The organism is Phaeobacter sp. HF9A (assembly GCF_011806385.1).
Lineage (GTDB): Bacteria > Pseudomonadota > Alphaproteobacteria > Rhodobacterales > Rhodobacteraceae > Epibacterium.
In genome coordinates this window covers 1-19,410 of record NZ_JAATOX010000078.1, presented here as the reverse complement: position 1 = coordinate 19,410, position 19,410 = coordinate 1, and the positions used below count along the sequence as shown (strand labels likewise).

Here is a 19,410-nt window from a genome sequence, read left to right as displayed (position 1 = left end):
AGCGACGGACGGCTGCGAGACCTCCGGCGAAGCCTGGGACGCGTGGAAAGCCTTCTTCGTGGCCGGTTTCCCGGTGCAGAAGATCGCCTTCCTGCCCGCAGGCACGCCGGACGACGTGGCGAAGACCTTCGCGGATGCCTTTGACGCGGTGCGCAACCGCGAAGATTTCGCCACCATCGCCTCCAAGCGCGTGGGCAAATATGAAGTCTTCGTCGGCGCTGGCGCCGAGAAGGCCACCAAGACCGGGACAACCGTGTCGCCGGAGGCAAAAGCCTACGTGCAAAACTGGTTGCAGGACTCCTACGGTGTATCGCTGAAATAAGCGATCCCGTGCGGCCCCCGCCTGATCGGCGCGGGGCCGCCCCCTGCCCCTCTTTTTCTTCCACAATTCAAAATCGAAAGCCGGTGCGATGGATATGTTCGCCACCGCCCTCCCTGCGCTTGGCCAGGCATGGGCCCTGATTCTGCAACCTGAAGTCCTGGGATACCTCGTTCTTGGCGTGGTGATGGGCCTGGCCGTGGGCGTGTTCCCGGGGCTTGGCGGCATCGCCGGGCTTTCACTGCTTTTGCCTTTCATGTTCGGCATGGACCCGGTTCTGGGTCTGGCGCTGATGGTGGGCATGGTGGCGGTGGTGCCGACCTCGGACACCTTTGCCTCCGTCTTGATGGGCATTCCCGGCTCCTCCGCCTCGCAGGCGACGGTGCTGGACGGCTTTCCCCTCGCCAAGAAGGGCCAGGCGGCGCGGGCGCTTTCGGCGGCCTTTACCTCCTCGCTGTTCGGCGGGCTGGTGGGTGCTGCCTTCCTGACCATGTTCATCGTGGTGGCGCGACCGCTGGTTCTGGCCTTTGGCCTGCCAGAGATGCTGATGATCTCGATCCTCGGCCTGTCCATGGTCGCCGTGCTTGCCGGGCGCGTTGCGCTCAAGGGGCTGGCCGCGGCGGGGCTTGGCATGCTGATCGGCACCATCGGCGAGGCCGACGCGGGCGGCAGCTTGCGTATGGCGAGCTATGATATCCCCTATCTCACCGACGGGCTGAAGCTGGTGATCGTGGGCCTTGGCATCTTTGCCGTGCCGGAGATCGTCTCGTTGCTGCGTCAGGACCGCTCTATCGCCAAGGACGCCACTCTGGGCGCGGGCTGGGGCGAAGGCGTGAAGGACTGGGTTGCCAACAAATGGCTCTCGGTGCGCTGTTCGCTGATCGGCGTTGTCGTCGGTGTGATCCCGGGGCTTGGTGGCTCGGTTGTTGATTGGATCGCCTATGGCCACGCGGTGCAAACCACCAAGGACAAATCCAATTTCGGCAAGGGCGAGATCCGCGGCGTGATCGGGCCGGAAAGCTCCAACAACGCCAAAGAGGGCGGCGGCCTTGTCCCCACCCTGCTGTTCGGCATTCCCGGCTCCGGCTCCATGGCGATCTTTATCGGCGCCATTGCGCTTCTGGGCTCCGGCGACATCGAGGTCGGCCCGTCGATGCTGCGCGACAATCTCGATATCACCTATTCCATCGTCTGGCTGCTGGCGCTGGCAAATGTGGTGGGTACGGTACTGTGCATCGCGGCCTCGGGTGGCATCGCCAAGCTGACGACGATCCGCTTTACCTATCTTGCGCCGTTCCTCTTCATGCTGATTTCCTTCGCGGCGTTCCAGTCGGGTCAGAACTTCGAAGACATCCTGGCGCTCTTCCTGATCGGGCTGATCGGTATCTTCCTGCGTCGCTTTGACTGGTCGCGCCCGGCCTTCCTGATCGGTTTTGTGCTGTCAAACCCGGTCGAGAAATTCTCCAACCAGGCGTTCCAGATTGCGTCCTTCCGCTTCCGCAAGTCCTTTGAGGACGGGATGGAGTATATCTTTTCGCCGATCGTGATCGTGCTGCTGATCGTCACCGTGATCTCGGTCGTGCTGGGGCTGCGTCAGGCGAAATCCATCATGGCCGAAGGCGACGTGCAGTCCGGCTCCAAACGGGCGCCGATCGTATTCCTGCTGGTGATCATGGCCTATGTCGTGGCCGCGCTGATCAATGCCAACATGATCCCCGACTACAACATGACCGACAAGATCGTGCCGCTTGTCATTGGGGGCATCACCTTGGCGGCGTTGTTGATCCTGCTGGTGCAGATGATCCTGCGCCCGGAAAACGACTCCATCTTTGCCGACAAGGAACTGGCCGGCGAGGATGCCGACGCGCCCTACGGGCTCTGGGGCACGCTGGCCTGGTTTATGGGGCTGATCATCGCGACCTATTTCCTGGGCTTCATCCTGGCGCTTCTGGGCTTCCTTGTGGCCTTCCTGCGGGTACGCGCCCAGACACCCTGGCCCAAGACGCTGATCCTGACCGCCGCTGGCATTGCGCTGATGTGCGTCATGGCCGGTGCGCTGAACCGCGATTTCCCCCCGGGCCTGTTGCAGCACGCTGTCGACCTGCCCTGGCCATTGAAATAATCCAACGGAGCGAATGACATGACACAGACAGGCATTCCCTACGTCTTTATGCGCGGCGGCACCTCGCGCGGGCCTTACTTCAACCGCAAGGACCTGCCCGAAGATCGCGAGACATTGGCCCAGGTGCTGATCGCTGCGGTGGGGTCGGGTCATCCCATCAACATCGACGGGATCGGCGGCGGCGTCGCGGTGACCACCAAGGTCGCCATGCTCTCGCCCTCCGAGGATGACTGGGCCGATGTGGACTACTTCTTTGCCCAGGTCTCGGTCGAGGATCGGCTGGTCGATTTCAAACCGACCTGCGGCAATATCCTCTCGGGCGTCGGTCCTGCCGCGATCGAGATGGGGCTGATCACCCCCACCGGGGATGAAACCGAGGTGAAGATCCGCGCCGTCAACACCGGAGCAAAGGTGCTGGCCCGGGTCCAGACGCCGGGTGGCGTTCTGCGCTATGATGGCGACGCAGAGATCGCCGGGGTGCCCGGCACGGCAGCCCCTATCGCGCTGAGCTTCATGGGCGTTGTCGGCTCCTCGACCGGGGCATTCCTGCCCACGGGCAACCTGCGCGACACCTTTGACGGGATCGAGGTCACCTGCATGGATGTCGCCATGCCGATGGCCATCGCCCGCGCCGCCGATTTCGGCCTGACCGGCCACGAGACGGTGCAGGAGCTGGACGATAACCGAGATTTCTTCGCCCGGATGGAGGCCGTCCGGCGGCAGGCCGGCGCGGCGATGGGCATGGGCGACGTCACCGACTCCGTGACGCCGAAATTCGGCCTGCTCGCGCCCGCCCGCAACGGCGGCACCATCGCGACGCGGTATTTCATGCCCTGGACGACGCATCCCTCGATGGCGGTTACCGGCTCGCAATGCCTGGCCTCCTGCGCGCTGACGCCGGGGACGGTTGCCGATGGGCTGCTTGAACGGCCCCCCTCCGGCCCCGCCAATGTGGTGCTGGAACATGCCTCCGGCACCATCGAAGTGCTGGTAGATTTTGAGATGGGCCAGGACTTCACGCTGAATTCCGCCGGGCTCCTGCGGACGGCGCGCAAACTTGCGGATGGGCTGATCTACGTGCCCTCCACCGTATGGAAGGGACAATAACATGCCTATGATGAACCTTCTGGTGGCCTTCAACGGCTCCGACGGATCGGTGGCGGCGCTGCGCTATGCGGCATCGCTGGCCAAGCGGTTCGATGCGCATGTGACCGCGATTCTGGCGCATAGCGGTCATGAGGTGATCGACAAACGCTCCCGCTGGATCCCGAAGGAGGCGCGCGCCCTGCTCGACGCCGCCAATACCGGCATCCTGCGCGAGATCGAGAACCGCTTCGAGGCGGAGCGCACCCGCCTGGGTCTGACCAATGGCTTGCAGCTAAAAGAGGTGACAGGCCGCGTCGATACGGTCTTGTCCGAAGCGGCGCGCCACTATGACATGCTGATCGTGGGCACCCGCTCGGACGCGGACGACGAACATGTCACGCTGCACCCGGATCGCATCGCGCTGCTGTCGGGGCGGCCGGTTATTGTGGTCCCGGCGGGATACGAGGCCGAAGCGACGCAGCACCACACAGCCCTGGCATGGGATGGCGGGCGCGCCGCCGCGCGGGCGCTCTCCGACAGTCTGCGCCTGCTCGAAGACAATGGCCGCGTCAGCGTGCTGACCGTCGGGCCACGCAACCCCTGGCCCATCGACGACCTGATGCTGCACCTGTCCCGTCACGGTGTCGAAGCCGTTCATGAGGATTGGCCAACGAGCCATCCGGTGGCTGATACGCTGCTTGCATGGTGCAAGAAACACGAGCCCTCGCTGCTGGTGCTTGGGGCCTATGAGCATTCGAAGTTCCGCGAAGACTTCCTCGGCGGCATGACCACCGACATCCTGTCGCGCACCACAATCCCTGTTCTGTTGTCTCACTAAGGAGCCGACGATGACCGATTTCGAGAAACTCGCCCGCGCGCGCCGCGATCTGGAAGACATCCGCAACGACCTCGCGCAGCGCATATCCGATAATGAATCGAACAAGGCCGACCTCGTGCTCCTGCACGACCGGGTGAGCCGCGCGATCAAGGCGCTGCACGGCAACACGTGAAAGACCGCGGCATGAAGGTCCATATCCTTGACGATTGGTTCGACACGCTGCGGGGCCTGCCCTGTTTCGACCTGCTGGCAGAGCATGACGTCACCGTCTGGACCGATCACGCCCCCGACGAGGCCACCCTGGCGACCCGTCTGGCCAAGGCAGACTGCGTTGTGCTGTTTCGCGAACGCAGCCGCATCACGCGCGGCCTGCTGGAGCGGCTGCCGAACCTGCGCCTGATCTCGCAACGCGGGGTCTGGCCGCATGTGGATGTGGAGGCCTGCACCGATGCGGGGGTCTTGCTCTGCTCCAATACCGGCGGCGATGGCGCCAATTACGCGGCGGCCGAGCTCACCTTTGCGCTGATCCTCGCCGCCATGCGCCAGCTGCCGCAGCAGATGGCCAGCGCCAAGGCGGGCCAATGGCAGATGGGCGTCGGCCGCACCCTGCGCGGACGACAGCTGGGCCTGTATGGCTATGGGCGCATCGGGCGCGTGGTGGCCGATTATGCGCGAGCCTTTGGTATGAATGTCACCTGGTGGGGCTCGGAAACGGGTCGCGCCCGCGCCCTGGCCGATGGCGAGACCGTCGCGCCCAGCCGCGCGGCCTTCTTTGCCGAAAGCGACGTGGTCTCCCTGCATCTGCGGCTGACGCCGGACACGCGCGGGATCATCAGTGCCGAGGATCTGGCCCAAATGGGCCCGACATCCGTTCTGGTGAACACCTCACGCGCAGGCCTGATCGCCCCCGGCGCGCTTCTGGACGGGCTCAACGCGGGCCGCCCCGGCATGGCCGCCATCGACGTCTTTGACAGCGAACCCATGACCAATGCCGCAGATCCGCTGCTGGCACATCCGAACCTGATTGCAACGCCGCATATCGGGTTTGTCACCGAGGATGAATTCGACAAGCAATTTGCCGACATCTTTGCCCAGATAAACGCCTATGCGGCAGGCGTGCCGATCCATATGGTCAACCCTTCGGTCTTTGCGCCCTCCGCCGACGGGCAATAATCCCTGCCACCACCGGCGCGCCGACGATCACGATCACGATGCGCGTCAGGTGGTGGGTGATGACAAAGCCGAGGTCGGCGCCGGTCACGATCGCCAGCACCGTCATCTCCGCCTGCCCGCCGGGCGCGAAGGCCAGGAAGGCCGGCACCGGATCCCCCAGCCCCAACGCCGTCACCAGCCCGGAAAACCCAGCGGCCAGCACCGCCAGCACCAGCACATAGGCGACGCCGGCGGCGACCACACGCGTCAGCTCGCGCCAGGTGACGCCCAGGAAATGCACCCCGATGCCGCAGCCGATAAAGAACTGCGCCGCCAGGATCGCCTCGGCGGGGGGGCGGAAATGCACGATACCCGCGAGCGACAGAATCGCCGTCACGATCATCGGCCCAAGGATCGACGCACCAAACAGGCCCAGACGCTCGCCCCCCTTCCAGCCGATCAGCGCGGCGGCGACCATGATCAACAGCTCATGCCAGGGCAAATCGGCCACCGGTGCGCCGATGGGGTTGGAGAGCGCCGCCCCGTAGAAATGGCTGAGGATAAAGGGCGCAAGGGTCACGATAATCAGAACCCGCGTCGCGTGTATCAGCGAGAGCGCGCGCGGATTGCCGCCCGCCTCGGTGCCGAAGATCACCATATCCTGAAGCCCGCCCGGCATCGCCGCATAATAGGCGGTGGGCGCGTCAAAGCCCCAGATCCTGCGAAAGAACGGCACGCCGACAAGGGCGATCAGCGCGATAAAGATCGGGATCAGCGCAACCGACTGCGCCATGCGCGGCAGATGCGCCACCACCTCTGGCGTGATTGATGCGCCCACCGCAACACCAAGGATGGTGCGCGCCGCGACCGAGACCTGCCCGAAACCTTTCAGCGGCAGATGCGCCAGCGCCCCCGCGAGGCAAAAGGCCATCGGGCCAAACAGAAACGGCAGCGGCAGATCCAGGGACCAGAACAGCACAGTCCCTGTCGCCGCCAGCCCGAAGGTCAGCGCACGCCGCGCCTGAGGGTGGGAAAGATGTTTGCGCAAACCGACCTCCTGCATGTCTTGACGTCCAATGTGTACGCTTGTATCCACTCGGATACAATATCAAACCAGAGGTCCCACGATCATGGATGACGACGCCACCCCCCAGGGCAACGGCGCATACCTGCGCCTGCTGAGCGAATTGCGCGAAGGGCGGCTGAACCCCGGCGACCGGCTGCGCGAAACCGAACTGGCCGAGCGGCTCGGCGTGTCCCGCACCCCGGTGCGCGAGGCCATCCGCCAGTTGGAGGCTGACGGCATCGTCACCCATGTGCCGCGTCAGGGCGCCACGATCCGCAGGCTGGATTATGCCGAGGTCATGGAGCTTTACGAGATGCGCGCGGTGCTCGAAGGCACCGCCGCGCGGCTGGCCGCCCGGGCCGCCTCCGACATCGAGATCGAAGAGCTCTTTGACATGAACCAGCAGATGGCCACGCTGGGCACGGCACCAGAGGCCTTCATTCTGAACCGCCAATTCCACGCCGCCCTGCTGGATGCGGCCAAGAACCGTTTTCTCGCCCGGTCGATCCATGCGCTGCAAAAGGCGCTGATGATTCTCGGCCCGACCACGCTGACCGAACCCAACCGCGCCGAGAAGGCTGTCGAGGAACATTTCGGCATTCTTGACGCGATCAAGGCGCGGGATGGATCGCTCGCCGAAGCGGCCATGCGCGCCCACATCGAGGCCGCCCAGCGCGTGCGGGTGCGCGACCTGCGCGCCAGCAGCCACAAAACCCCCAGCTACGACGGAGATCTGTTGTGACCCCTCCCGATATCGCCATCATCGGCGGCGGCAACGCGGCGCTTTGCGCGGCGATCACCGCCGCGGAGGCCGGCGCCCGCGTCTTGATCCTTGAGACCGCGCCAAAGCCCTATCGCGGCGGCAATTCCCGCCACACCCGCAATTTTCGCTGCATGCATCACGGCCCGCTCGGCCCGCTTGTGGACAGCTACACCGAGGAAGAATACCTCGCCGACCTGATGAAGGTCACCGGCGGCAAGACCGACGAGGGGCTGGCACGGCTGGCCATTCGCACGTCCGAGGAATGTCTGCCCTGGATGCAGGAGCACGGCGTGCGGTTTCAGCCGTCGCTGTCGGGCACGCTGTCGCTGGCGCGCACGAACGCCTTCTTCCTTGGCGGCGGCAAGAGCCTCGTGAACGCCTATTACCGCACCGCCGAGGCTCTCGGCGTGCAGGTGGAATACGAGGCCGCTGTCACCCATCTGGAACTCGACGATGATCACGTGACCCGCATCGACTATACCCAAAACGGCAAGACCCACAGCATCACGCCGAAATCCGTGGTCGTCGCATCCGGCGGGTTTCAGGCCGATACCGACTGGCTGGCCCGCGCCTGGGGGCCGGCGGCAAAGAACTTCCTCATCCGCGGCACGCCCTATAATCGCGGCATCGTGCTCGCCGATCTGCTGGACCAGGGCATCGAACAGGTGGGTGACCCCACGCAATGCCACGCCGTCGCCATCGACGGGCGCGCGCCGAAATTCGACGGCGGCATTGTCACGCGGCTTGACTGCGTGCCTTTCTCGATCGTGGTCAACAAGGACGCCCAGCGCTTTTATGACGAGGGCGAGGACGTCTGGCCCAAGCGCTATGCCATCTGGGGCCGCCTTGTTGCGGCGCAACCCGATCAGGTGGGATATGTGATTATCGACGCCAAGTCACTGGAATTGTTCATGCCTTCGGTCTTTCCCCCGATCAAGGCCGACACGCTGGAGGAACTGGCCGAGAAGATGGGCCTGCCCGCCGAGGCGCTGGTGCAGACCGTGACCGAGTTCAACAATGCCTGCGGCGACACCTCGGGCTTTCATCCGACCGAGCTGGACGGCGTCAGCACCACCGGGCTCACGCCGCCGAAAACCAACTGGGCGCGGCCGATCACCGAACCGCCCTTCTATGGCTACAGTTTGCGCACCGGCGTGACCTTTACCTATCTCGGGCTGAAGGTCGACGAGCGCGCGCAATGTTCGATCGGCAACCGCCCGGTCGCGAACCTCTGGGCGGCGGGCGAAACCATGGCCGGGTCGATCCTTGGCCAGGGCTATCTTGCCGGATTTGGCATGACCATCGGAACCGTCTTTGGACGCATCGCAGGCAAGGAGGCCGCCGCCCATGCAAATGCAAACTGATCTGCTGCAAGAGGCCCGCCGTCAGGCGGAGATCTGCAACGCCTGCCGTTACTGCGAGGGCTATTGTTCCGTCTTCCCCGCCCTGCACGCCGAGCGCGCCTTCAGCGAGGGCGACCTGACGCAGCTTGCGAACCTCTGTCACAACTGCCGGGGCTGCTATTACGCCTGCCAATATACCGCCTCGCATGAGTTCGAGCTGAACCTGCCGCAGGCGCTGGCGAATGTGCGGCAAGACAGCTGGGAGGAGCTCGCCTTCCCCCGTGCCGCAGGTAAGGCATTCCAGAAGAACGGCGTTCTGATCGCTGTTGCCACCGTGATCGGCTTTGCGCTGCTGTTCTGGGCGATGCGCGCCCTGGCCTCGGCGGGGGGAGAGGGGTTTTATGCGGTGCTGTCGCACAACGCCATGGTCGCAATCTTCCTGCCCGCCTTCCTGTTTCCGCTGGTCAGCATCGCCGTGAGCCTGCGTCGCTACTGGCACCATGTCGACGCCGCCCCCTTCCGGCCCGCGCATCTGGTCGCCGCGCTGCGCCAGGCCGCGAATATGAAGAACCTCAAGGGCGGGCACGGCGACGGCTGCAACTTCGAGGATGAGGACCGGTTCACCCATGCCCGCCGTGCGGTGCATCAGGCGGTGATGTATGGGTTCTTGCTGTGCTTTGCCGCCACCAGCGTCGCGACGGTGATGCATTACGGTTTTGGCATGCACGCCCCCTATGGGATTTTCTCGCTGCCCAAGCTGCTCGGCCTCTCCGGCGGGGTGCTACTGGTGGTGGGCTGCTTCGAGATGATCCGGCTGAAGCTGCGCTCGGATCGCGCGCTCGGCGCGGCGGGGGCCTTTGGCGGCGAAGTTGCCTTTATCGGGCTTCTCGGGTTTGTGGGCCTCAGCGGGCTGGCGCTCTATGCGCTGGGACAAACCGCGCTGCTGCCCGCCGCGCTGGCGATCCATCTTGGGGCGGTGCTTGCGTTTTTCCTGCTCACGCCCTTCACCAAGATGGCGCATGGCTTCTACCGGCTGGCGGCGTTGACGGCGGATGCCGGGCGCCGCAGCTAGCCACAGCGCCCATCGGTTGAGATCACAAAGGCCCCCCTCGCGTCACCGCTTGTCGGGGGCCTTTCTGCCGATGTATTTCGCGGCCTCGTCGCCCTCGGCCTCGCTTGCATCGGCCACACCAATCAGTACCCCCAGACGGCGCGGCTCGGTGCGGATCGCCTTGAAAACAGCATTTGGCAGGGTGGTGCGGGCAGCGGGCCGCCGGGCCCATGCGTTCAGTTTTTCGTACATATCTGCGATGATCCCGGCGTGCTCCGCGCTGTCGCCCAGATCGGTCAGCTCATCCGGGTCTACTTGCAGATCAAACAGCATGGGGCGGTGACCGCTTTGAAAATGGATCATTTTCCAGCGTTGATCGGCGACCATGAAGATGCGCGATTGATCGGTGTTCAGCTTCAGACCTTCGGCCAGCGGCGTGGCGGAATAGTCGTATTCGCAGATGCAAAAGTCGCGCGCCGGCGCAGGCCCGCCGCGCAGCAGCGGCAACAGCGAATGCCCCTCCAGGATATGGTCCAGCGCAGCGGAATCGCCGCCCGCCACATCGACAAAGGTGGGTGCCAGGTCGATACATTCCACCAGCGCATCCGAGGTGGTGCCCCGGGTGGCATCGGCCTGTTCGGAGGGGTCATAGATGATCATCGGCACCTTGACCGAGGCGTCGTGAAAAAAGGTCTTCTCGCCCAGCCAGTGATCGCCCAGGAAATCCCCGTGATCGGAGGTGATGACGATCAGCGTGTCCTCCATCCGGCCCGTCTCTTCCAGCCAGTCAAACAGCACGCCCATCTGATCGTCGCATTGCTTGATCAGCCCCATATAGGCGGTCAGCACCTTGTCGCGGATGTCATCGCGAGCAAAGGCATGGCCCACGGGGGCGTTCTGAAACCCCTTGAACACCGGGTGATCCGTCTGCCGTTCCGCCTCGCTGCGCACCGGCGGCAGGAAATCGGCGGGGCCATACATGCTGGCATAGGGTTCAGGCACGATATAGGGCCAATGCGGCTTGATATAGCTCAGATGGCAGCACCAGGGTTGATCGCCCTGCGCCTTGATGAACTCGATCCCGCGGCGGGTCAGATAGGGGGTTTCGCTGTCTTCCTCGCGGATATTGGCGGGGCTGTCAGAGTTTTCCAGGAACCAGCCCGAGAGCACATTTCCATCGTCGTCGATGCCGGAGTTGGCATAGTCGTGCCAGGGGTTATCGCTTTCATAGCCCTTTTCGCGCAGGTAGTCGTTGTATTTGAGCGCCCCGCCCGGATCGTAGAACCCATCCGGCCCCTCGGGGCGCATACCGTCGTCGCGCTCCCAGATGTCAAAGCCGCATTCAGCCACACGCGCGCCGATCACGCTGTCAGGTTCAAGCCCCAGCCGCCGCATGCCCTCGGCGTCGGCGGCCATATGGGTCTTGCCCACCAGCCAGCAGCCCATGCCCAGATCGCGCAGATGGTCGCCCATGGTGCGCTCGCCCACCTTGAGCGGCACATTGTTCCAGGACGCGCCATGGCTGTGAACATAGCGCCCGGTATAGGTCGACATGCGCGAGGGACCACAGAGCGGAGATTGAATGCGGGCATTGTCAAACCGCACGCCGCGCGCCGCGATCCGGTCGATATTGGGAGTTTTCAGATGCGGATGGCCATAGCAGCTCAGGTAATCCCAGCGCAGCTGGTCAAACATGATGAACAGGATGTTCTTGGGTGTGGCCATGGATCGGTCCCTTTCTGTGGCACGCGGCTTGGGGGCGGTAGAGGGGTATCGCTCCCCCCTGCCCCATGTTCAAGACTGGCCGCGGCGGTGACGCCGCGACCTTGATCGCATAGGGTACCGGCGCGATGTTAGCGCCCCATCAAGGTGGGCACCAATGTGGCGATCGACGGGAAGGCCAGAACCAGCCCGAGCAACACCAGCATCGCGAACACAAAGGGGATCACCCCGCGGAAGATGGTCCAGACACTGATGCCGGTGGTCGCGGCCTTTACCACAAAGACGTTGATCCCCACCGGCGGCGTGATCAGCCCCAGCTCGATCGCGATCACCGCGACAATGCCGAACCAGACCATATCCACGCCCATCGGTTTCAGGATCGCGGCCACCACGGGCACCGTCAGCGTCAGCATGGCGATACTGTCAAACACGCAGCCCAGCGCCAGATAAACGGCGACGATGCACAGCACGACCTGAATGGCGCTGAGGTCATAGGTCGCCAGCAGATCCGTCAGGGCGCGGGTCATCCCGGCCAGGTTGACGAAGTTCGAAAACACCAGCGCACCAATGGCGACGATAAAGATCATGCCGGTGGTGATGCCGGTCTCGACCAGGCTTTCCCAAAGGCTGCGCCATGTCAGACGCTTGCGCAGCACCGCAAAGAGCGCGGCGAAGAACACGCCGATCCCGGCGGCCTCGGTGGCGGTGAAGACGCCCAGGTAGATCCCGCCGATGATCACGGCAAAAATCACCACAATGCCCCAGACCTTGCCCAGCAGACGCAGCCGCTCGCGCATGGGCACGCGCTCGGCGCTTGGACCGGCGGTCGGGTCGATCATGGTGGTCATGCCGATCACGAAGAAGAACAACAGCGTCAGGATCAGCCCCGGCAGGATCCCCGCCATGAAGAGATCGGCAATGTCGGTTTCAGCCAGAATGCCATAGAGCACCATCGGCACCGAGGGCGGGATCAGAATGCCCAGCGTGCCACCAGCGGCAATCGAGCCGGTCGACAGCGAATCCCGATAGCCAAAGCGGCGCATCGAGGGCATCGCCACGCGAGAGATCGTCGCGGCCGTCGCGATGGAAGAGCCACAGACCGCGGCAAAACCGGCGCAGGCGGCAACCGTGCCCATGGCCAAGCCGCCCCGGCGATGACCGAGAAAGGCATTCGCCGCATCATAGAGATCCTGGCTCAGCTGGCTGCGGTGAATAAAGGCGCCCATCAGCACAAAGAGCGGGATCACCGTCATGCCGTAATTGGTGGAGACATCAAACATCTGCTGTCCGGCCATGGAAAAGGCCGCGTTGACGGCGCGGGCGTTATACTCCAACCCGCCATCGCCCCACCAGATCAGCGCCTGGCCGACCATTTCGGCCCGGGCGATGGCAAATCCGGCCACACCAACCACAATCAGCGCAAATCCAAGCGGCACGCCGACAAAGGCGATCGCCAGCAGAACCGCGAATCCAATCAGCGATAGGGTCATTCAATCGTCTCCTCGGGTTTGCGTCCTGACGGTTGTTTGCCGCTGATGGCCTGCACCACCAGCACGGCTGAGACTGCAACCGCCAGCCAGGCCAGAACGGTCATCGCATAGGCCACCGGGGCGAGAGGAATCCCCAACGAACCCGAGAGCGCAGTGCCATGCGACAGGTGGTTGGCCTGCACCCCCATGCGCCAGGCCAGAAAGGCCAGCACCAGCGTGCTGATGAACAGCATGATCACCCGCTGCACCCGCTGTGTACGCGGCCCCAACCGATCGGTCAGCATGGAGATGGTCAGATGGCCCTCGGCCTGTGTGGTCAGCGGCAATGCCGCAAAGACCGACAGGGCCATCAGGTATTGGACGATTTCATAGCCGCCCGGCAACGGGGCGCTGAAGAAATAGCGCCCCACAACATCAATCGCGGTGATCAGCGCCATTGCCAGAAGAAAGGTCGCCATGACCGCTTCCAACACGCGCTCCACCCAGCTCCAGGCGGTTCTGAACATGCCCCGCTCTCCCCTCACCTCAGTTGCCAGCTGCGATCAGGGCGACTTGCTCGCGGTAGTAGGCAAGCGCGGCGGCGCCATCGATTCCGGTCGCATCGGCCGCGTCGATCCAGCTTTGATAGATCGGGCTCCAGGCCTCCGCGAGCGCGGCGATCAGCTCGTCCGATGCCTCGTGGATCTCGCCGCCAGCCTCCAGGAACGCTTCGCGGTACTGATCGTCGATATCATCCGTCGCCGCCAGGCGCTGTGCCAGGGCCTCGCCAGAGAGCTTGTGGATGGTCGCCTGATCCTCGGGGGAAATGGTGTCCCAGATCTCGTCGCTGACGTAAAAGGCAAAGGCCGGCGAGTAGAAATCATTGGGCAGCACGGTGACGGATTTGGTGAATTGCAAGACGTTGAAGTTCGACACCGAAGGGTAGTTGATGCAGCAATAGGCATCGACCACGCCGCCGGAGATCACCTCATACATGCGCACCGCAGGCCCGGGCGAAACCACGGCCCCCAATTCCGTCAACGCGCGCGAGGCATAGCCGGGCAAGGCCCAGAATTTGGCGCCCTCAAAATCCGAGATATTCTCGAACACCCTGTCGTTCATCGAATAAAATCCGCCCGGCGCCACGGTCAGCAGCGCCAGCAACTCGACGCCTTCCACTTTTTCGACGTCAGAAAAGTAGGTCTCATAGGTACGCCAGGAGGCGATCGAACCCGCCGTGGCGCTGGCGTTCACCGAGGGCAGCATGGAAATCTGCAACAGCGGGTTGGAGCCTTCCAGGAAGCCCGTCATGATAAAGCCGCCATCCGCAATGCCCTGCTGCACCATGGTCAACTGTTCCGGCGGCGGCGCCAGGGAGGCCTCGGGGATCTGAAAATTCACCCGGCCTTCGGTCTGGGCCTCGATGTCCTGAAGCCAGGGATGGATGACATCGGTATAGAGCGTATCGCTGGGCCCAAGGAAATTATTGAACAGAATGGTGGTGTCGGCCTGCGCCGAAAGCGGGGTCACCAACAGCGCTGCCGCCACGAGTTGAGGGAATTTAAGCACCTTGTCTTCCTTTCAGTGTCTCATGCGCCGCAGCGCGGGTCGGGTGGGGTGGATGCGAGGAGCGCCGCCATCAGGCGAAGCCCGGCGGCGGCACAAAGCCGCCAAAAACCGCGTCGCACAGCGCGGTGAAACGGATGGTGGTGCGGTCTGCGTATTCCGCACCGATGGCCTGGACGCCGGCGGGCAAGCCGCGCACCGGATCGGGCAAGGGGCGCACGGTCGCGGGCAGATGCCCCAGCGTCGCGATGCCCGGCCAATAGAGGTTTTCCATATAGGGGCGCGTCTCGCCGCCAACGTCGAGAACCCGCGACATTTGCGGCACCGGCCCGTGACCGTCCTCGGTCTGATGCGGAAAGGCGACGGTCATGCTGACCGGGCAGAGAAGAATGTCGAAATCATTAAACCAGGCGTTCCAGGCGTGCCGCAGTTTGGCCTGGCGTTCGACCATTTCAGCGACTTCGGCGAAACTGGAGCGGGTTGCCCGCGCCACCCGGTCAGGCAGGCTGCCCTTGGGGTGCTGGGCTGCGGCGGCAGCATAGGCATCCAGCTCGGCCTCGGGCACGCCGGATCCGATGGTTGCAAACAGCAGCGCGATATAAAGATCATCATTGCCGATCAGGGGGGCCGGTGTCTTGTCGAGATAGGTCACCTGCACGCCCTGCCCCGCCAGCACCGCCGCATAGGCTTCGATCGCCTCGGCATAGGCGGGATCGACCGGGTTGCCGCCGGTCCAGACGGCGACGCGATAGTCCGAGAGTGTCTCGTGGCGCGCCTTGGGCAGGTTCAGAACCCAGCCGCTGTCGGGCGCGCCGCCAGCCAGCAGATCAAGCCCCAGCTCCAGATCGGCACCAGACCGCCCCATCGGGCCACTGACCGACAGCGGCGATGTCGCCAGGGCGTTCAGCGGCGGCACCTGGCCAGTGCCGGGAATGATCTCAAAGGTGGGCTTGTGTCCCCAAACCCGGCAGAAATGCGAAGGGATGCGGATCGAGCCGCCAATGTCGCTGCCCAGCTCCAACGCGGTGAACCCCGCCACCAGCGCCGCAGCCGCACCGCCGGAAGAGCCGCCAACCGTGCGGGAGGTATCCCAGGGATTGCGGCAGACGCCGTGCAGAGGGTTATAGCTCTGGTGGTCGGAGGCGGCGACAGGGACATTGGTCTTGCCCCAGATCACCGCGCCGGCGTTCCGCAGCCGCGAGACCGCCTCTGCATCCTCGGCCGAGACGTGATCCTTCAGCTCCGGCATCCCGGCGGTGGTGTGGAAGTCCTTGACCTCATAGGTTTCCTTGATGGTCATGGGCAGGCCCGCAAGCGGGCTGCGCGTGGCAGCCGCATCCGCCGCCCGGGCCGCCTCGCGCGCGGCATCTGCCCGGATCTCGACCACCGAATTCACCTCCCCATCGAGCCGGGCACGGCGCTCCAGGCTGTGGTCCAGCAGTTCGAGCGCGCCGATCCTGCGGTCTTTTAGCGCCGCGACGGTCTCGACTGCTGTCCACAGATGAGGGGCTTTTTGGAGGAATTCAGTCATTGAGAAGCCTTGTTATTGAACAGTTGAACAGATTTCGGGAGGGCGGCAGACCACAGCCGCGCAGCATCGCCAGGGTGCGCAACGCGGGTATTGAGTCCAGCCTGCACGCCCGCGAGCGGGATGTTTCGGCGTGTCCTATGCAAATCGTCATGGCACGCCCCCCTCCCCTTGCGGCAATGTCACCAGTGGTGATATTAGGAGCAAGCGATTTGTTCTTGTCAAGCGTCATGACTGCGCCAGGCCGCCTTGTCGTCCGGCACAGCTTGTGAATCCGGGCCAGCGCATGCTAAAAAAGGACTGCCTCTTATGTCGGGAAGAATGCGACCGTGAACCAGCAAGAGCCCCCCAAGACGCCCAAGACGTCGCGCAAAAACGGGTATCATCACAAAGACTTGCGCAATGCCTTGCTGGAAACGGCGCTGACGCTGATCGACCAGCGCGATGGCCCCCATTTCTCGCTGCGCGAATTGGAACGGGTGCTTGGCGTCTCGCACGCCTCGGCCTATCGCCACTTTGCCGACAAGGCTGCCTTGCTGGACGCGCTGACAGCAGAAGGATTCGCAAGGCTCGCCAGCTGCCAGAAGGAAGAGCTGCAAAAAGCGGGGCCCGATCCGATGGAGCGCCTCAAGGCGCTTGGCGTCGCCTACATTCGCTTTGCCCTCGACAACAAGGGGTTCTTTTCGCTGATGTTCTCCGAGCGCGGTGACGAGAACCCAGAGCGCAGCAGCCGGATCCGGCACAACGAGCAGGCGCTGGCGACGTTGCTGGGCTGTATTGTCGATTGCCAAACCTCTGGCCTGATCGCCGATGGCGACCCAAAGCGCATTGCCGGCTATGTCATCCTCGCCACCCATGGGCTTGCGGTCTACCGCACCCAGGGTCACCACCCCATGGGAGACGGCAATGACGCGGCATTCTTTCCCGATATCGACGCGGTCAACGACATGACCATCGCGCCGCTGATGCTCAAGCGCCCAAGCGCCGAGGAAATGTCACAGCGCTGGTTCGCCCGACGCGCCCCCAAAACGCCAGCCAAGGCAGACAGCGCGCCCGAAAGCTGATCGCAGCGCGCGCCCAGTTGCCGCCCGCCTCTCGAAGCGGGCGTTTCGTGGCAGTGATCGCCCCACCGCCCAAGCTGCGCGCCGAAACCGCCCCATCCCGGCGGTCCTCCTGCCAGAAGCCCAATAAACCTTCGCGAAAAGACGAGCCATTGGCCGAGCGATTCTTGGCGTTGACGTCGTTAATCGCAACGTAAGGTCTTGGCGTTATATTTATGGTGACGTCGGAAGCTATAGGGAAACCGGAATGCGTGTCGTCGCCATGATTATGTTGATACTGGGGCCTTTGATTGCAGCACCCGTGCTGGCTATTACAGGTCGCCCGATCCAAGCAGCAACCACTTTTCTTGTTGTCGGACCTATGAACGGTTTGCCTGACATCTTGAAACGCGCCGGTGGCCGCCAGATCGGACCAACACGCGCTCCCATGGCCCTGCTTGCAGTTGCCGACGATCACACCAGCGGGTTTCCCGAACGGTTGAAGGCTGAAGGGGCCTGGCTGGTTCTCGACGGCACGATCGCAGCGCAACTTTGTGGAGTATAAAATGGAAGACACCATACCATCCTTGGAAGTTGCGCAAGCACGAGGTTTGCGCCTGATTGGCTATCTCAACATTCTGATGACGCCCGTTCCGGCGCTCGGCGCGTGGTTGGTGGGCCTGTCCCCTTGGCCCTACCTCGCAATATCCCTGGCAATTGCCGCCGTCACCATCGGCCTTCAGCTTCGCGGTGGCGGGCTGGCACGCATGGCTGTGGCGCTCGGCGTGATGGGTCAATTGCCGTTGCTGACGGCAGCCCTGGCCGGACACTCATGGCAGCTGGACACACACCTGATTTATTTTGCCGTGCTTGCTGTTCTTGTGATCCTACAGGACAAGCGGGCACTTCTGGCTGCGTCAGGGATTGTCATTGTCCATCACGCTGTGTTGACGTTCTTTCTGCCGACGCTGATTTATCCCAGTAGCGGCTTGCTCATAGACTTGGCGCGCCTGGCCCTTCACGGCACCGTCTGGGTGGCTGAAACCGCCGGTCTGTTCTACCTGCTGCACGTGCAACTCAGCCAACGGGAGCAGATCGAGCAAGAGGCCGAAAGACTGTCCGAAGCATTGACCAGCTCGCAAGACCTGCAACATAGTTTGGCCGAGAAGGAAGCAGAACAGCTCAATGTCATGGCGCAGCTTAGCGCGGCTTTGACCAAACTGGCAAAGGGCAACCTCTCGACGCGGATCAAGGCAGAGTTTCCAGAGCAATTCGAGCCGCTGCGCAACGAATTCAACAGTGCAGTCAACTCGCTGTCGGCGGCCATGGCCAGCGTCCAGGAAAACGCAAATTCAATCAAGACAGACACAAGCAGCATTGCCTCGGCCTCCGACAAACTTGCAAAACGGACCGAGGAACAGGCGAACGCTCTGGGCAGTGTGGCCTCGCGTATCGACAACTTCAGCGAAGTCATGGCCGCCGCCTCAGACGGCGCGCAGCAGGTGGCTTTGACGACAGCCGGAACCAGAGACGATGCGGAAAACGGCATGAAAGTGGTCGATAATGCGCTGGAAGCGATGGAAGAGATCAAGAGCAGCTCCGACCGGATCCTTTCAGTTGTCGATTTGATCGAGGATGTAGCGTCGCAGACCAACCTTCTGGCGCTCAATGCCGGGGTGGAGGCCGCCCGTGCGGGATCAGCCGGTCAAGGCTTCGCCGTTGTTGCATCAGAGGTTCGCGCCCTTGCCGGCCGGTCCTCGGAAGCGGCGCAAGAAATCAGTACCCTGATAAACGATAGTGCCCGCCAGATTAATAACGGTGCGGAACTGGTCGACAACGCCGGCGCCGTCCTGCGCAGCGTTCTCGAAGCGGTGCGCAAGGCCTCAGATTCCATGCAACAGATCGCATCTACGGTCGGAACCCAGGCCCAGGGCATCGCCGATCTGAAACACACGATGGGTGAGCTTGACCAACTTACGCAGCAGAACGCAGCCATGTTTGAAGAGACCTCCGCCGCAACCACAGCCTTGACGGCCGCGACTGATTTGCTCAGCGACGTTGTGGCAGAATTCAAAAATGCGGCAGACCAGGATGACCCACCGCAGCGTCTCGGCCGAGTCGCATAACGTGTGGCCGGAATGGGCATGAAACGTCGTATTTTCTCGGGGAAAAGCAGGTCGCTCTTCGCGCAAGATTTCCCCGAGATCAGTGTCAATCGGCAAGCAATCTTTACCCCCTATCGGCATCCAACAATGACCCCCTTGGAGAGCTCGGGTAGCTGGCCCGATGCGGTGTAGCCCTCACACAGCGCAGCCGTATCGGGCCAGCGGGTTCTCGGTCATTCA

17 protein-coding genes and 1 pseudogene are annotated in these 19,410 nt (G+C 63.3%); 12 read left to right on the top strand and 6 right to left on the bottom strand.

Translation table 11 applies throughout. The annotated features are described in order from the left end of the window. The 6 genes and pseudogenes from HCZ87_RS13890 to HCZ87_RS13865 all read left to right on the top strand — a co-directional run. Nucleotides 1–322: pseudogene (locus HCZ87_RS13890) on the top strand (tricarboxylate transporter); the annotation flags it as partial. 88 nt (nucleotides 323–410) lie between these two features. Beyond that, nucleotides 411–2,441: a tripartite tricarboxylate transporter permease gene (locus tag HCZ87_RS13885; protein ID WP_167644503.1), complete on the top strand. Its 2,031-nt coding sequence runs from the start codon at nucleotides 411–413 to the stop codon at nucleotides 2,439–2,441. A gap of 18 nt (nucleotides 2,442–2,459) precedes the next feature. After that, nucleotides 2,460–3,548, top strand: a complete 1,089-nt coding sequence (locus tag HCZ87_RS13880) for a 4-oxalomesaconate tautomerase (RefSeq protein WP_167644501.1) — start codon at nucleotides 2,460–2,462, stop codon at nucleotides 3,546–3,548. 1 nt (nucleotide 3,549) lies between these two features. Next, nucleotides 3,550–4,365 carry a universal stress protein gene (locus HCZ87_RS13875; RefSeq protein WP_167644499.1) on the top strand — a complete coding sequence of 272 codons (816 nt, stop codon included), beginning with the start codon at nucleotides 3,550–3,552 and terminating at the stop codon, nucleotides 4,363–4,365. A 10-nt stretch (nucleotides 4,366–4,375) separates the two neighbouring features. Beyond that, nucleotides 4,376–4,537: a hypothetical protein gene (locus HCZ87_RS13870; RefSeq protein WP_167644497.1), complete on the top strand. Its 162-nt coding sequence runs from the start codon at nucleotides 4,376–4,378 to the stop codon at nucleotides 4,535–4,537. Nucleotides 4,538–4,548: 11 nt separating this feature from the next. Further along, nucleotides 4,549–5,538 (top strand): D-2-hydroxyacid dehydrogenase family protein, encoded by a 990-nt coding sequence (locus HCZ87_RS13865; RefSeq protein ID WP_167644495.1) that lies wholly within the window; start codon nucleotides 4,549–4,551, stop codon nucleotides 5,536–5,538. Here the strand turns inward: HCZ87_RS13865 and HCZ87_RS13860 are convergent. Next, nucleotides 5,498–6,565 (bottom strand): AbrB family transcriptional regulator, encoded by a 1,068-nt coding sequence (locus HCZ87_RS13860; RefSeq protein WP_254868648.1) that lies wholly within the window; start codon nucleotides 6,563–6,565, stop codon nucleotides 5,498–5,500. The two genes, HCZ87_RS13865 and HCZ87_RS13860, sit on opposite strands and share 41 nt — an antisense overlap. A 79-nt stretch (nucleotides 6,566–6,644) precedes the next feature. Here HCZ87_RS13860 and HCZ87_RS13855 point away from each other — a divergent pair, with 79 nt between their 5' ends. The 3 genes from HCZ87_RS13855 to tcuB are packed head-to-tail and all read left to right on the top strand — an operon-like array spanning nucleotide 6,645 to nucleotide 9,761. Beyond that, entirely contained in the window at nucleotides 6,645–7,325 is a 681-nt protein-coding gene (locus HCZ87_RS13855) for a GntR family transcriptional regulator (RefSeq protein WP_368484131.1), read from the top strand. Beyond that, complete coding sequence (gene tcuA, locus HCZ87_RS13850) at nucleotides 7,322–8,710, top strand: FAD-dependent tricarballylate dehydrogenase TcuA (RefSeq protein ID WP_167644489.1); 1,389 nt, start codon at nucleotides 7,322–7,324, stop codon at nucleotides 8,708–8,710. The genes HCZ87_RS13855 and tcuA overlap by 4 nt, the downstream gene beginning before the upstream one ends. Continuing rightward, nucleotides 8,700–9,761, top strand: coding sequence for a tricarballylate utilization 4Fe-4S protein TcuB (gene tcuB, locus HCZ87_RS13845; protein ID WP_167644507.1), 1,062 nt, complete (start codon nucleotides 8,700–8,702; stop codon nucleotides 9,759–9,761). The genes tcuA and tcuB overlap by 11 nt, the downstream gene beginning before the upstream one ends. A 42-nt stretch (nucleotides 9,762–9,803) precedes the next feature. On the opposite strand, the gene HCZ87_RS13840 is transcribed toward tcuB, so the two are convergent. The 5 genes from HCZ87_RS13840 to HCZ87_RS13820 all read right to left on the bottom strand — a co-directional run bounded on the left by HCZ87_RS13840 (nucleotide 9,804) and on the right by HCZ87_RS13820 (nucleotide 16,028). After that, entirely contained in the window at nucleotides 9,804–11,465 is a 1,662-nt protein-coding gene (locus tag HCZ87_RS13840) for a sulfatase-like hydrolase/transferase (RefSeq protein WP_167644487.1), read from the bottom strand. Nucleotides 11,466–11,593: 128 nt separating this feature from the next. Next, entirely contained in the window at nucleotides 11,594–12,952 is a 1,359-nt protein-coding gene (locus HCZ87_RS13835; protein WP_167644485.1) for a TRAP transporter large permease, read from the bottom strand. Beyond that, the gene (locus HCZ87_RS13830) at nucleotides 12,949–13,458 is read right to left on the bottom strand and encodes a TRAP transporter small permease (protein ID WP_167644483.1); all 510 of its coding nucleotides are present in this window, start codon (nucleotides 13,456–13,458) and stop codon (nucleotides 12,949–12,951) included. Before HCZ87_RS13830 ends, HCZ87_RS13835 begins: the two co-directional genes overlap by 4 nt. Nucleotides 13,459–13,477: 19 nt before the next feature. After that, nucleotides 13,478–14,500 carry a TRAP transporter substrate-binding protein DctP gene (gene dctP / locus HCZ87_RS13825; protein WP_167644481.1) on the bottom strand — a complete coding sequence of 341 codons (1,023 nt, stop codon included), beginning with the start codon at nucleotides 14,498–14,500 and terminating at the stop codon, nucleotides 13,478–13,480. Nucleotides 14,501–14,570: 70 nt separating this feature from the next. Continuing rightward, nucleotides 14,571–16,028 (bottom strand): amidase family protein, encoded by a 1,458-nt coding sequence (locus tag HCZ87_RS13820; protein WP_167644479.1) that lies wholly within the window; start codon nucleotides 16,026–16,028, stop codon nucleotides 14,571–14,573. Nucleotides 16,029–16,354: 326 nt separating this feature from the next. On the opposite strand from HCZ87_RS13820, the gene HCZ87_RS13815 reads away from it, so the two are divergent. From HCZ87_RS13815 to HCZ87_RS13805, 3 genes are all read left to right on the top strand, one after another. Then, nucleotides 16,355–17,089 carry a WHG domain-containing protein gene (locus tag HCZ87_RS13815; protein WP_167644477.1) on the top strand — a complete coding sequence of 245 codons (735 nt, stop codon included), beginning with the start codon at nucleotides 16,355–16,357 and terminating at the stop codon, nucleotides 17,087–17,089. A gap of 244 nt (nucleotides 17,090–17,333) precedes the next feature. Next, nucleotides 17,334–17,630: a hypothetical protein gene (locus tag HCZ87_RS13810; protein WP_167644475.1), complete on the top strand. Its 297-nt coding sequence runs from the start codon at nucleotides 17,334–17,336 to the stop codon at nucleotides 17,628–17,630. Between the two features lies 1 nt (nucleotide 17,631). Further along, nucleotides 17,632–19,191: a methyl-accepting chemotaxis protein gene (locus HCZ87_RS13805; RefSeq protein WP_254868647.1), complete on the top strand. Its 1,560-nt coding sequence runs from the start codon at nucleotides 17,632–17,634 to the stop codon at nucleotides 19,189–19,191. The last annotated feature ends 219 nt before the right edge of the window (nucleotides 19,192–19,410 follow it).